The sequence below is a fragment of the Methanosarcina sp. DH2 genome (assembly GCF_020804225.1).
GTDB lineage: Archaea > Halobacteriota > Methanosarcinia > Methanosarcinales > Methanosarcinaceae > Methanosarcina.
Genome location: NZ_WJBI01000005.1, coordinates 106,089 through 118,844 on the forward strand (window position 1 = coordinate 106,089; position 12,756 = coordinate 118,844).

11 protein-coding genes are annotated in these 12,756 nt (G+C 40.9%); 2 read left to right on the forward strand and 9 right to left on the reverse strand.

All coding sequences use genetic code 11. From position 1 onward, the window contains the following. Positions 1–136: 136 nt before the first annotated feature. Together FXV91_RS09335 and FXV91_RS09340 are read right to left on the reverse strand one after the other, a co-directional pair. On the reverse strand, positions 137–874 hold the full coding sequence (locus tag FXV91_RS09335; protein ID WP_229390314.1) for a phosphoribosyltransferase: 738 nt from the start codon (positions 872–874) through the stop codon (positions 137–139). An 89-nt stretch (positions 875–963) separates the two neighbouring features. Further along, positions 964–1,452, reverse strand: coding sequence for a hypothetical protein (locus FXV91_RS09340; protein WP_229390315.1), 489 nt, complete (start codon positions 1,450–1,452; stop codon positions 964–966). A gap of 1,552 nt (positions 1,453–3,004) precedes the next feature. Between FXV91_RS09340 and FXV91_RS09345 the strand changes: the two genes are divergently transcribed. Then, the gene (locus FXV91_RS09345; RefSeq protein ID WP_229390316.1) at positions 3,005–3,901 is read left to right on the forward strand and encodes a hypothetical protein; all 897 of its coding nucleotides are present in this window, start codon (positions 3,005–3,007) and stop codon (positions 3,899–3,901) included. A gap of 179 nt (positions 3,902–4,080) precedes the next feature. On the opposite strand, the gene FXV91_RS09350 is transcribed toward FXV91_RS09345, so the two are convergent. The 3 genes from FXV91_RS09350 to FXV91_RS09360 all read right to left on the reverse strand — a co-directional run bounded on the left by FXV91_RS09350 (position 4,081) and on the right by FXV91_RS09360 (position 6,682). Next, entirely contained in the window at positions 4,081–5,442 is a 1,362-nt protein-coding gene (locus FXV91_RS09350; RefSeq protein ID WP_229390317.1) for a PFL family protein, read from the reverse strand. 26 nt (positions 5,443–5,468) lie between these two features. Continuing rightward, on the reverse strand, positions 5,469–5,747 hold the full coding sequence (locus tag FXV91_RS09355) for an ACT domain-containing protein (RefSeq protein WP_229390318.1): 279 nt from the start codon (positions 5,745–5,747) through the stop codon (positions 5,469–5,471). A gap of 425 nt (positions 5,748–6,172) precedes the next feature. After that, the gene (locus tag FXV91_RS09360) at positions 6,173–6,682 is read right to left on the reverse strand and encodes a shikimate kinase (protein WP_229390319.1); all 510 of its coding nucleotides are present in this window, start codon (positions 6,680–6,682) and stop codon (positions 6,173–6,175) included. A 380-nt stretch (positions 6,683–7,062) separates the two neighbouring features. On the opposite strand from FXV91_RS09360, the gene FXV91_RS09365 reads away from it, so the two are divergent. Then, positions 7,063–7,377: a hypothetical protein gene (locus FXV91_RS09365; protein ID WP_229390320.1), complete on the forward strand. Its 315-nt coding sequence runs from the start codon at positions 7,063–7,065 to the stop codon at positions 7,375–7,377. Between the two features lie 639 nt (positions 7,378–8,016). On the opposite strand, the gene FXV91_RS09370 is transcribed toward FXV91_RS09365, so the two are convergent. From FXV91_RS09370 to FXV91_RS09385, 4 genes are all read right to left on the reverse strand, one after another. Next, positions 8,017–8,550 (reverse strand): tRNA (cytidine(56)-2'-O)-methyltransferase, encoded by a 534-nt coding sequence (locus FXV91_RS09370; RefSeq protein WP_229390321.1) that lies wholly within the window; start codon positions 8,548–8,550, stop codon positions 8,017–8,019. A 201-nt stretch (positions 8,551–8,751) separates the two neighbouring features. Then, entirely contained in the window at positions 8,752–10,272 is a 1,521-nt protein-coding gene (locus FXV91_RS09375) for an AMP phosphorylase (RefSeq protein WP_229390322.1), read from the reverse strand. A 409-nt stretch (positions 10,273–10,681) separates the two neighbouring features. Then, complete coding sequence (locus FXV91_RS09380; RefSeq protein ID WP_229390323.1) at positions 10,682–11,557, reverse strand: EamA family transporter; 876 nt, start codon at positions 11,555–11,557, stop codon at positions 10,682–10,684. Between the two features lie 592 nt (positions 11,558–12,149). Beyond that, entirely contained in the window at positions 12,150–12,356 is a 207-nt protein-coding gene (locus tag FXV91_RS09385; protein WP_229390324.1) for a hypothetical protein, read from the reverse strand. Positions 12,357–12,756 lie beyond the last annotated feature (400 nt).

Genomic DNA, 12,756 nt, shown 5'->3' on the forward strand with positions numbered 1-12,756 from the left:
GCTGACATATCCCTTATTCTCTAGAGGAGTGACTATCTTAAGCCACAGAAAATCCGGGAGGCCGAGGAAAAACTTACCGAGATATTTACAAAATAATTGCTTTGCAGGGAAAGCTACAGGTCAATTATTTTACTACTTACCTCTTCCTGATCTGCCACCCTACCAGTTTATCCGTTTTAATTCTCTCAATCTCATTTCTCTCAGCCAGGTCCTGCAGAATTTCAAGGATCTCTTTTTCCCTGATCTCGAGATCGTACCTGTCCTTAAACTCAGCTATAATCTGAGAAGTATCAAGGACATTATGCCCAAGAATTTTTTCAGTAAAGCCTGCCAGATCTTCATACCGAGCCCAGGGGTAAATAATCCAGCGCCATCTGACAACCTTCTGACCATAAAAATCCGGAACGAAAGAAGAACAGGTCTTGTGCTGGAGGACTGCGGTTCTTATCTCTGCAGGTCTCAGGCTCCGTACATAATCCACAGCAAGCTGCAGGGTATCTCCAGTATCGGTTATGTCGTCTGCAATCAATACCTTTTTCCCGCTTATGTCCCCGGAAACAGGAAATTTGATTCTGGCTCCTGCCTGCATGTCAGCCCCCCACATATAGTGTTCAATTTTCATTGAGGTAAGCTCTTTAAAAAGCAAAAAGTCCGAAACCAGCCTCCCTGGAACATAGCCTCCCCTTCCTATAGCAATGATCAGGTCGGGATGGTAGCCTGAAGCTTTAATTTTCCGGGCAAGAAGCCTGGAAAGGCGAGAAACCTCTCCAAAGCTTATGAGTTCACACCTGAAAGATCCCTTTTCTGCCGGAGAACACCCTTGCTGTCGGGCTTCTTTTCTTTTTACTGTGTTCAGATAAACCGCCTTCTTCATGCATGTCTTTCAGGCTTCTCTTCCGGATATGAACCTGAGGGAAGCTACTGTACTTGCAAACGATCTCCTAATGAGCAAATAGTGCACCCTCAATACTGATATGAGGTACGTATTTCAATCACCTCTTCCCTTGAAATTACTTCAGTACCATCTACCACAGCATAGACTCTGAAATAGAGGTTACCTGCAGCAGGTGCTACTATACTACCTTCGAACTCCTGAGGACTTATTCCATTCTGTGAAAAACTTCTTGAAGGATATGCATCAATGTTCGGACCTGCATGTGTAGAACTGCTTAGAATACGGGTATCACTGATATTACCCGGAGATCCGCCTGATACCTTCCATCGGATATTAAAAGCATCTCCGCCCCGAACGCTTTCCGGCGCCTCAGTAATTTCAATAGATATTTCTTCAGCTTCTGTACCTGAAGGTGACTCCGCAACTTCAGGTGACTCTGCAATTTCAGGCGTTTCATTATCTGTGAGCGGCTCGACCTGCCCGTTTTCGGTGCAGCCTGCTGCAAACACCAGTGATATGCAAAAAAGTATAGAGAAAAAATGAATCATACCTCTCATTAAACAACCCCCTTACAATAACTTGATAACCATACTTGATAACCCTGTATGCCTGGATTTTAACTGTAGCTCCCTGCTCTAGATTTATCTTACCAGTATCAGTTGAAAAAAGGCAAGAAGTAAGAGAAAGAATATTCGAAAAACACTTGCCGATTTTGATCCCCCATTTTGATACCCCAATTATAATTTTACTGGAAAATATATAAGGTTGTTTTTGTAAAGAATAAAGGATATCTTCACATTTATTAATTCTAAACGGCCTTTACACTAACTTATTCAAGATCCTGAAACTTTAAATATTAAAATAAGCATCCAGGATTAAAATAAAAACATAAGTCGTTGAAAAAACAGAAATCGTTTCCTAAAGCGGTAAAAAACGGCATTTTTATATACCTGCGTCTCACTACTAATTTTACCCACAAAACGGATTTTTATTGATAGTTTTTAAAAGGAGGATAATAATAATGGACTTCAAAGCAATCCTTGCGATACTTGTATTCTGCACCCTCTACTTTATCTATCATTTCTCATCCGGCGCTATAGCCTGAGAAATACCGTCGAAAAAGGAGTATAAAGCTTATGGATTTTAAAGCGATTCTTGCGATACTAGTCTTTGCTGTACTTTACTATATATATCATTATTCAAACGGAGCCATAGCTTGAAAAAGAGAAAAGCAATACCGGAATTTCATAAAAAAGCAATTCTTAAAAAGCAATTCTTAAAATTTGAATAATGATAAAGGCAGTTGAGATTATGTAGAAAACTTATTAAATTAGGATAAGGGTTTCTGCAGATCAAGAGTTATGTTGATTCAAGGATATTTCTATCCCGACTTAAAAAATATTTTAATCTTGTTCTAAAATTCGTGTTATATGAAAATTCTCCAGTCAACCTTTGAATTTATCTTTTAGTATCTACTGAGCTACATACACTTTTTACTTCAATATATTTCCTGCCGAAACAATAGTTAGAATTTACGATTCTAAAATTTATTTGGCACTTCTACTTTATTTGGTACTTCTACTTTATTTGGCACTTCTACTTTATCTGGTACATTTTAGCTGGTACTTCTATTTTATTCAATTGTACTTTAATTTCTACTTTACTTGACCATGCTTGATATCAAGTTTATTTTGTGAAGTTTCTTTTATTTGACTCTATATTTTAGTTATAATTTTATAGATATTATATACCGATTTTGTAAATATTATAATATCATCTGAAAACTTATCTTATTACCTGAAAATATTTGAACCAGGGACACAATAAATATAAGATAAATCTGGGAAAGAAATAGGGATTAGGGGGATTGACAATAATAAGGGACTTTTTAAAGAAAATCGATTTTAAAGCTGCTCTTGCAATTCTTGTTTTTCTGGTTCTTTACTACATATACCATTTCTCTGGAGGAGCCATAGATTAAAAACAAATGAAACAAAAAATCATAAGGAGACAATCTACTAAAGCAGCAAAGGACATCTTAGAAGTTACAATAAAAAGTAACAGGAGCATTTCATAACAGGCATAATTGATGAAAAGGAGCCTCAAGCTATGCTATCAAGAGAAAAAGATCAAGTAACACACCAGGGGCTGGCTTCCGTTGAGGAAGAGTTTGACGAAGGAGTTGGGCAGGCTCTTGCTTCCCTGACAGAAATAGGTACAGTTTACCTCAGTGAAAAAAAAGAAGTGGAGGCTCAGAGTACGGTAGCTTCCATAAAAGAAATAGGAAAGGCTGCTGCCCTTCAGGGAATGGAGAATGCAGCAGTCAATGCTATCAGGTCTCTCGAAAGGATGCTCCAGTACTCAATGGAACAGAATATGGAGGGCACGACTGTCAGGGTTCTACTTTCTTTTGGAACCATAGGGAAGACAGCTGCCGAGCAGCAGCTGGAAACTGTAGCCAAACTTGCTGCGTCAGTTCTTGGGAAAAGCGGAAATACGGCAGCTTTTCTGAACAGGGAAAGAGAAACAATTGCAGTAGCAATCGGGCTTGGGGAGATTGGAAAAGCGGTTGCAAGGATGAAATTCTCCGATGTCTCTGAAAATACCGCAATATGCGTTTCCTGCCTTGGGGATACCGGAAAACTGGCAGCTCAGAAAAGCCTTGAAGAGGCTGCAGTAGGAGTAGAGATAATGCTCGAAGAGATAGCTGCAGCAGCCATGCAAGAAAACCTTCAAAGTGAAGTAAGAAATATTGCATCTTCTATTGAGGAGGTCGGGAAAAGCGCTGAACAGGAAGATATGGAAAGCGCAGTTTTTCAGGCGACTTCTGCCCTCCAGACGATCATGAGTAACGCAGGAAATAGATACCTGCACGAGACCTCGATTGCGGCAAAGATCGCCCTTGAATCCTTCAATGAACTTGATATAATAAACGACGAAACCAGAATAAGAAAAATAGAAGAAATAAGGAAAATGATGAGAGCTTTGTGGGCAGATTCGAAGTAAATTCGAAGTAAAAAAGGCGAGAAAGACAACGAAAGTGAGAAATGGTAAAAAAACAATTCAGAAAAAGCAATCCAAAAAATACCGGAAAAAAGAATTCCGGAAAACAATTCCGGAAAAGCCTCAGAAAAGCCTCAGAAAAGCCTCAGAAAAGCCTCGGAAGAAAAGCCCAGGAAATATCCTTAATTTGTCAGCGACTGGATAGGAGCTGGAATTCTTCCTCCCCGCTTTATAAAAGTCTCTGAACTGAAATTACTTACTGGCATAACAGGTGCGCTTCCGAGCAGCCCGCCGAATTCCACTGTATCTCCAACCCTTTTTCCTGGTGCGGGAATGATCCTGACTGCAGTTGTCTTTTTATTTATTACTCCTATTGCCATCTCGTCGGCAATTATTGCAGAAAGGGTAGTAGCAGGAGTATCTCCCGGGACTGCTATCATATCAAGGCCGACGGAACAGACGCTTGTCATGGCTTCGAGTTTTTCGAGAGAGAGAGCCCCGACTTTAACTGCTTCGATCATGCCTGCGTCCTCACTTACCGGAATGAAAGCCCCGCTGAGACCCCCTACGGAAGAAGAAGCCATTGCTCCGCCCTTTTTTACCGCATCGTTAAGAAGCGCGAGGGCTGCAGTCGTGCCGTGGGCTCCACAGCGTTCAAGTCCCATAGCTTCCAGAATAGCGGCAACACTGTCCCCGATTGCCGGAGTTGGGGCAAGAGAAAGGTCAAGAATCCCGAATTCCACACCAAGCCTTCTCGAAACTTCCCTTCCCACCATCTCCCCCATGCGTGTGATTTTAAAGGCTGTCTTTTTGATCGTCTCGGAAATTTCAGTGAGGTTAGGGGTTTCAAGCTCGCAAACAGCTGCATTAACCACGCCAGGCCCGCTTACACCCACGTTGATAACACACTCGGGCTCACCTATCCCGTGAAAAGCTCCTGCCATAAAAGGGTTGTCTTCAGGGGCATTTGCAAAAACAACGAGTTTGGCACAGCCTATCCCGTCCCTGTCAGAAGTCAGTTCCGCAGTCTTTTTAATCACTTCTCCCATCAGGCGGACTGCATCCATGTTAATGCCTGCTTTTGTAGTTGCAACGTTTACTGACGAGCAGACTTTCTCGGTAGTCGCAAGGGCTTCAGGAATGGAATTTATCAGTTTGAGGTCTCCCCGGGTTTGCCCTTTATGGACAAGGGCGCTGAACCCTCCTATAAAATCGACGCCTGCTTCCTTAGCAGCTTCATCCATTGTCTTTGCAACGGAAACGAAGTCCTGAGACTTGCAGCTTTCGGCTACTATGGCTATGGGAGTAACGGAAATCCGCCGGTTGATAATGGGAATCCCGTAAAGGCTCTGGATTTCATTTGTCGTCCTGACAAGCTCCTTTGCCCTGGAAGTTATTTTTTCGTAGATATTTTCGTTGAAGACCTCAATATCCGGGTGGCTGCAATCTCTGAGGCTGATCCCCATGGTGACGGTCCTGATATCAAGGTGTTCCATCCTGACCATCTGGATTGTTTCCAGGATTTCTTTCGGGTTTATAAGCATGAAAAATCCTCCTGCTTCCTTACAGATCAGATCCTGTGCATGAAACGGAAAGCATCTTCATGCTGCACCTTGATCTCAACTCCAAGGCTCTTTCCTTCGGCATCCATAGCCTGCTGAAAAGCCGAAAGGTTAAAGTTTTCCTTTGGGGCTTCTGCGAGCATGATCATTGTAAAGATGCCCTGCATGATAGTCTGGGTGATATCAACAATATTTACGTTGTAACTGGCCATCACCGTGGTGACCCTGGCAACAATCCCTACCCTGTCGCTGCCAATAACTGTGATAATGAAACGACTTGATGTCATGAAATATCTCCTGTTGATCCTGTTTTTTTTGCAGGTTAATACATGAAAACTGTAGACAAGAAAATTTTGTTCAGATTGAAGACCTGATAGATAATAAAGTAAACTGCTTAAAGTAAACTGCTCCAGTCCCGAAGTGAACACTTCTAACCCTCAAGTAGACGCGCGGACCCCATTAAAACTAAAGATATTGGAAGGGTTATAAAGAAAAAAAAGTTATGAAAATAAAATAATTTATAAGCCGGGTTAATTTATCATTTATGAAAGGTTGATTAATCGAAAGTTGATTAATCGAAGGCTGAATAGTAGAAGGCTGAAATAGAAGGCTGAATAATAGAAGGCTGAATAATAGAAGGCTGATTAATGGAGGGATGATTAATGGAGGGATGATTAATGGAGGGATGATTAATAAGCAGTTGATTCTCAGATCAGGCCTCCGTTTCAAAACAGAGCTGGATTATCCTTCCCGCGACTCTCTGAATATTCTCCCTACCTTTAAGTCTTATTGAAAAGTCAGCATACTTACGATATAGAACCAGTCTCTCTTCAAAAAGCTCCTTAAGGCTTCTGTCTCTGAGCCCTACTATACCTCTCTTTCTTGCGTTAGGGGTCCTTTTTACAATGCTTCTGAAAGGAGCGTCCAGGAAGACTATCTTAGAGACTTTTTTTAAGTGCTCCATGGCTTTTTTAGAATAAACAACACTCCCACCTGGAGATATAATACAATTATCCACCTGTTCAAGCCCTAGAATAGCCTCTTCTTCAAATCTGATAAGAGCAGAATCACCCTGTTTATCAATAAGAGCCTGAAGGGGCATTCCAGCCTTCTCTGTTATCAGGCCATCGACATCAATAAAAGTATAATTCAGGCGTTTTGCAAGTGCCTTTCCTATGGTACTCTTCCCCGCTCCTGCCATGCCAATTAATGTTATGTTCATTGCCCACGCTTCCTGCCTGCGAAAATCAAGGAATTTGCTGACGAAAATTCCCATAGGTAAAAGGCTTGCAGTCCATAAGTTATCAGGACAAAATAGAATCTTCTGCTATATAAAATGTGCAACGTGAGTATTTTAAAGAAAAAGAAAACTTATAACACATGTCCGTAGTTTTTCAGACATATCAGGAGTTTTTCAGGCAGCCGTTACGATCATTTAGAGATAGCATATAAATTCATATAAGTTTATAATTTACCAGTTATTTCCTCATATATTACTTCAATGAAAAAAACCTTATCCTGTTTTATAATTACAGGAAAAAGATTTAAAGAAATAATCGAATATAAGAAGCTATTATTAATTCTGAGAAATTATTTTCTGATATGCCGTTCTTTTCTGATACGTTGTTCATTTCTGTTTACTGGCTGAGAGCTCAGGCTGCAGATATATTTTTCAACCTCTTTAGAGGAGCGCATAAAAGTAGACATATACTCCAGAAGGACAAACCTGCTTCCGCGTACATAATGTCTGAAAAGACTCAGGATCGTCAGCTTATCAACCTGTTCGAGAGAAACAATTGCAAGATACATGAGAAGCCGGATAAAAAAGACGAGATGGAACACGAGCATTTTGACCCAGGGACTGTCCGAACTGATAGCCAGCCCGCAGATCCATTTACAAAGTTTCAGAGAGTGTGAGAGAAGCCTGAATTTATAAAAGTGAAAAAACAGAGCCAGAACTATAAAAAGAAACGCAGATCCTGCTAATAAATTTATTTTCTGCTCTATTAAATCCATATGGTTCATTAACCCTTACTTTTCGCTATTATTTGAATTTATTTATTTATTTATTTATTTATTTATTTATTTATTTATTTATTTATTTTAAGGCCCTTTTTTCAATTCAGATCAATCAGGCATTTGCTAAAAACAGATTTAAGTTTGTAGTTTCCCGCTTAAAGCTCGCTCTGGGGAAGGTTTTTCAGAAAAGAGTAAAGAAAAACGGAAGGGATGCCCGACAAATAAAGTGTCTGACTAGAAAAATTTGTCTGCCTGCACCCCTGTAACCGGACCTTACCTTAATTTTCCGGAGCCGTTAACGAATCATACCTGTCAGCCCCTTCTGGCAGGAACGAAAACGGACAATCCGGACCCTGCTGTTAGCAGGAGGAATGGTCTGCACATAGACACTTTATCCTATGTAGAGCTTATATTTAACACTTTTCTAAAAATTCGTATTAACATATAAAACATGTCTAATTAAAGCCCTGAAAGCCTGAGAAATAGACCCTTTAAAAAAGATAAAAGCGAAAAGTTAAGCCTGACGTTAAAGTCTGCTTATTCCTTGATGTTTTCGATTACATGTTTGCCCCTTTCAGCTGGGATAATTTTCAGCTCAGCACCTGAGAACTCTTTTTCAAGCGGCTCCTTCTCAGCAATCCTGTCCATTGTGATTGCAACTGCCGCAACTTCGGAATGGGGTTGGCTGCCTACGGCCACATTCCAGTCAGCGAGCTGGTAAATTTCTGGTGGGACTTTTTCTGCACCTACAACGATCATGAGCCTGTCGCACTTTTTGAGTTCGTCGGTAACATCTGGCAGGTTGACCCCGTACATGGAAAGGTGGCAGACTTTTCCGCCTTCTTCTTTCCAGCCCCTGATTTCCTGCTTAAAGTTAACGTTATTTTTAATGTAAAAGTTTCCACCCCAGCGCTCGACCACATCTTCAAGGGTCTGCACAATCCCTGGGTCATCAGAAGCAAGAAGCATGCCTTCAGCTCCAAGCATCCTGGCAGTTAAGCCAACATGTGTGGTAATTCTCTTATCCCTCTCAGGGCGATGCCCCAGGCGCAGTAATACGATCCTCTTCATGCTCGGCTAAAACCCTTACAAGGTATTAAAGGGTTTCACTTAATTTTCACTTAATTTTCACTTAATTTTCACTTAATTTTCACTTAAGTTTAACTTAAGTTTCATTGAAGTTTCATTGAAGTTTCATTGAAGTTTCATTGAAGTTTCACTTAAGTTTCACTCGGTTTCACTGAAAAAATGGAGAAAAAGAAAATATGGGTATCACTGGAACCCATAAGTTCCCGGGATTCTCCTGAGAAGCATACCTTCTACTATTATCGGGTTTGTTCTCTGGGCCGTTGTCAACGCGGTATCGAGCTTGAACTCTTTTTCAGCATAGATAGTAAGGATAGCGTCTCCTTTTTTAACTTGCTCTCCCATTTTCTTATGGATAGCAACTCCGGCTCCTTTATCATTCGGAGCCCCTGCAAGCCTGGCGATCTCAATTATCCACCTGTTGTCAAACTCGATGACATACCCATCTGCAGAAGCAAAGATGTCAGCAGTGTATTGCCCTACCTGGATATCATCGGATTTAATGTTCGGGTCTCCGCCCTGGGCTTCAATGATCTGCCTCATCTTTTCAAGGGCTTTTCCGCTCCGGAGTGTTTCCAGCGCAATTTCTTTTCCGCGGTCCCTTGGAGCCGCCCCTCCCATCTCAAGAAGAATTCCGGCAAGGGCAGCACTCTTTTCAATGAGGCTGTTTGGACCTTCCATGCTTTCCAGAACTTTCAGGGCTTCCCTTACTTCCAGCGCTGGTCCTACTTTTCTCCCTATGGGAGACGAACCGTAGGTAATGGCACACTCAACATTCATCCCAAGCCTGTGCCCAAGATTGATCAGGTCTCTTGCCAGTTTCTGCCCTTCCTGGACGGTGGGAACCTTTGTGCTTGGCCCGACAGGGATATCCATAACCACATTATCGGCTCCTATAGCTCCCTTTTTTGCCATAATTGAGGCAAGCATCTGGTAATAAGGATCAATAGATAAGGGGTACTCAACTCTAATGAGTTTGTCATCCGCAGGCGCAATATTGGTAGCTCCTCCCCAGACAAGCGCACCTCCTACTTTCTCGGTTATCTCCTTAACTTCCTGAGAACTGAACTCAACAGGACAGAGCACTTCCATGAGGTCTGCAGTTCCACCTGCACCTGTGATTGCTCTGGAGCTTGTCTTCGGGATAAGCAGCCCGTTTGCAGCAATGATAGGGACAACAAGGAGAGAAATCTTGTTTCCGGGTACTCCTCCTATCGAGTGCTTGTCCATAATAGGATGGGTGTCAAACTCAATCGTGTCTCCGGTATCGATCATAGCCCTTGTCAGCCATTCGACCTCGTCATCAGTCATTCCATGGATATAAGAAGCTGTTATAAAAGCCGAAAGTTCGATATCACTGAGGTTTTCCTCCACAATATCGGTTACGAGCAATTTGATCTCGTCCTGGACAACAGGTTTTTTGTCCAGCATCTTCTTGATAACGCTCGAAGATTTTGAGCGGAACGCAGGGACAACTTCAACCGGCTTATCCCAGTCTTCGAAGTGCTCGTAAACTTCAGAAAAAACACCCAGAGTGCCCGGAGGAACCATATCATCAGTTGTGTCCACAATAGCAGAAAGACTTCGATGCCCACGGATTCGGACCCGATCTCCGGGATTAACTCCCAGTTCCTTCGCATCGACAATATTGAACAGCACTTTATGCTGCCCTATTTTTATCTTAAAATGTTCCAGCTTCAACTGCATTGAATAAACACCATCCTTTTCATTCTCAATATAATTGTGATTTTGTCATTGTAATTTATTTCGCCTGAATTAGATCCCCTGCTGGTTTCCCAACCCCGGAAAACACAGAGAGTACGAAAAAATACAGGATTTTAAGAGCAGACATAGTAAACAAATATAGTAGATACAGGTAAAATACCAGGACTACAGACTAAATACTAAACCGAGCTAACATATTAACCTTTATGTTATTTTAAATAGTTCCGTAAAAACCTTCTGAGGATCAAAAGAGGATCTCAGGAAAAAATGCTTCAGGATGAAAAACCTTAGAAGAAAATATCAGAAAGAAAACCTCAGAAAGAAACCTCAGAAAGAAACATCAGAAAGAAAAAAGACCCAAATTAAAGAAAAAAGGTTCAAATTAAAAAACTTATTTTCGCTCCTGTATCAGTACAACTGCTGCAAGTATGAGCAGAACCCCTGCTAACTGCCAGCCTGATAGCACTTCCCTGAAAAAGAAAAAACCTACAAGGGTACCTACAACAGGCTCTATTGTTGCTACTATGGATGCCCTGCTCGATTCGACTTCTTCAAGCCCTTTGGTGTACAGCAGGTAGGCAAGCACACTGGGAAAAAAGCCCATGCCTGCAAGGTAGATCCAGAAACTTTCCATAGAGAAAGCTTCTCCAGAATTTTTAAAGTTGCTAAAAGGCAAAAGAGCAAGGCTCGCAAAAATGAAAGTATAAGCTGTAATTGTCAGTGTATCGTACTTTTTAAGGGCAGCCTTTCCAAATATGCTGTAAAGGGCATATCCGAAACCTGCCCCTAACCCGGTAAGAAGCCATGGCAGGGAGAGAGAAGGAGAATTTCCGAGTTCCGGAAGATAACCGGTTACAAAAGCACACCCTGCAAGGGTAAGACCCAGAGAAAAAAGTTTCTTTGCTCCCAGGCTTTCCCTGAAAAAAATCCTGGAGAGAACCACGACAAATGCAGGGGCTGTGTAGAGCAGAGTAACGGCAATAGCAATTGAAGTTTCCCTGATGGTAATAAAATAGCAAAGGTTAAAGAAAGCAAGGCTGAAGATACCTGTTCCGACAAAATAAGGAAAATCGCGAAATCTGATTTTCAGCAGTTCCGGCCTGGTAAAAAGAAGATACATCAACATGATAACAGATGCTGAGAAAACCCTCAGGGTTACGACCTGAAGCGAAGAGAATCCTAACCCATAAAGTCCTCGAACAAAAATCCCTATCGTACCCCACAGGATACCACTTGTAATAATCAGTAAATATGCCCGTTTTTGCATTCCTTAACCCCCTTTCTCCAGACCTTCAGTTTAGTATACCTATATCCATTTGAAATCTTCGTTCAGTGGAATTTGTTACTGAATCATTCAACTGACAATCAGAACATGATTTGAATAACCACTCGTAAATCGAAAAAAGAAGGAGAAATGAAATCTTCTTTGACTTCGTTTTTTGCATATATCTGGCTATTTAAATAATAACATTGGTAAAACTGCCATATAAAAAATTAATAATAAAAAATAAGGATTTAATTGACAATACAGCCTAATGAAACTGTTTTTACGTGATTTCTCTTGAACTCATCTCACTGTATGACGTATAAATCAGTCCTCTTGAGTGAAGCGAAACTCAGGAAGTAAAATCTGTGATTTTATAAATTAGTCTGCTTGAGCGAGCGAAGCGAGTGAAACAGACCTCGTGCTGTTGCACTTGCAGTGCAACTCCCAGAAAATCTTCGATTTCCTGTGATCCCGAAGCGAAACGCGGGAAGCGAAACGCGGGAAGCGAAACTCAGGCCGAAGAAAAGTATGTATATAAAAAGGAGAGGAAAAGAAATCCATCAATAAAAAATAAGTACGCACTGGAATTCAGTTATTTGTACTTATATATGGAAACCAGACCTCTGGCAATAGCTATTGAAATTATGGATATCAATACTGCAGTTAAGAGAACCATGAAAAGATTTTCTTGCTCAGCAAATTGGAACATAAAATAGAAGAGAATAACACTCAACGCTACTCCGACAAACAGCAAGATTGCTGCCGGCCCTCCCATAATTTTTTCAGTATCCTTGCGCATAAATACAGCCCTCCTGAGATAATTCACAAGCAAATTAACATTTCAAATTTTCTTTTCAAGTTATCCTTTTTAAGGATTTTAATGTTTCCAGAAACCTGAATGCAACAAAATTGAGTAGAATTACATTTTTTAACGGAAAGAAGTGATTTTAATTAATTACAGCAATCAGAGATAAGAATGCATTAGTAAAGGGAATCTATAGCTTTAAGCATACCGATTCTCAGAATTTTATAAAAGAATCGGAATTATTGGAGTTATTTTTCAGGTATGACAGCCTTCTAAGTTCTAAATAAATTTATAGTTTTTGATTTTGAAAATCAGATGATGCCCTTGAGAACATATTTCTGAAATAAGAAATTGCTGATCATCCGTCTTTAAATGGCTGATGCTTTTGAGCAAA

Coding starts and splice junctions, on each gene's coding strand:
- FXV91_RS09385 (WP_229390324.1), bottom strand. CDS start 12,356: ATGCGCAAGGATACTGAAAAAATTATGGGAGGGCCGGCAGCAATCTTG.
- FXV91_RS09340 (WP_229390315.1), bottom strand. CDS start 1,452: ATGAGAGGTATGATTCATTTTTTCTCTATACTTTTTTGCATATCACTG.
- FXV91_RS09360 (WP_229390319.1), bottom strand. CDS start 6,682: ATGAACATAACATTAATTGGCATGGCAGGAGCGGGGAAGAGTACCATA.
- FXV91_RS09350 (WP_229390317.1), bottom strand. CDS start 5,442: ATGCTTATAAACCCGAAAGAAATCCTGGAAACAATCCAGATGGTCAGG.
- FXV91_RS09380 (WP_229390323.1), bottom strand. CDS start 11,557: ATGCAAAAACGGGCATATTTACTGATTATTACAAGTGGTATCCTGTGG.
- FXV91_RS09370 (WP_229390321.1), bottom strand. CDS start 8,550: ATGAAGAGGATCGTATTACTGCGCCTGGGGCATCGCCCTGAGAGGGAT.
- FXV91_RS09365 (WP_229390320.1), top strand. CDS start 7,063: ATGCCGTTCTTTTCTGATACGTTGTTCATTTCTGTTTACTGGCTGAGA.
- FXV91_RS09335 (WP_229390314.1), bottom strand. CDS start 874: ATGAAGAAGGCGGTTTATCTGAACACAGTAAAAAGAAAAGAAGCCCGA.
- FXV91_RS09375 (WP_229390322.1), bottom strand. CDS start 10,272: ATGCAGTTGAAGCTGGAACATTTTAAGATAAAAATAGGGCAGCATAAA.
- FXV91_RS09345 (WP_229390316.1), top strand. CDS start 3,005: ATGCTATCAAGAGAAAAAGATCAAGTAACACACCAGGGGCTGGCTTCC.
- FXV91_RS09355 (WP_229390318.1), bottom strand. CDS start 5,747: ATGACATCAAGTCGTTTCATTATCACAGTTATTGGCAGCGACAGGGTA.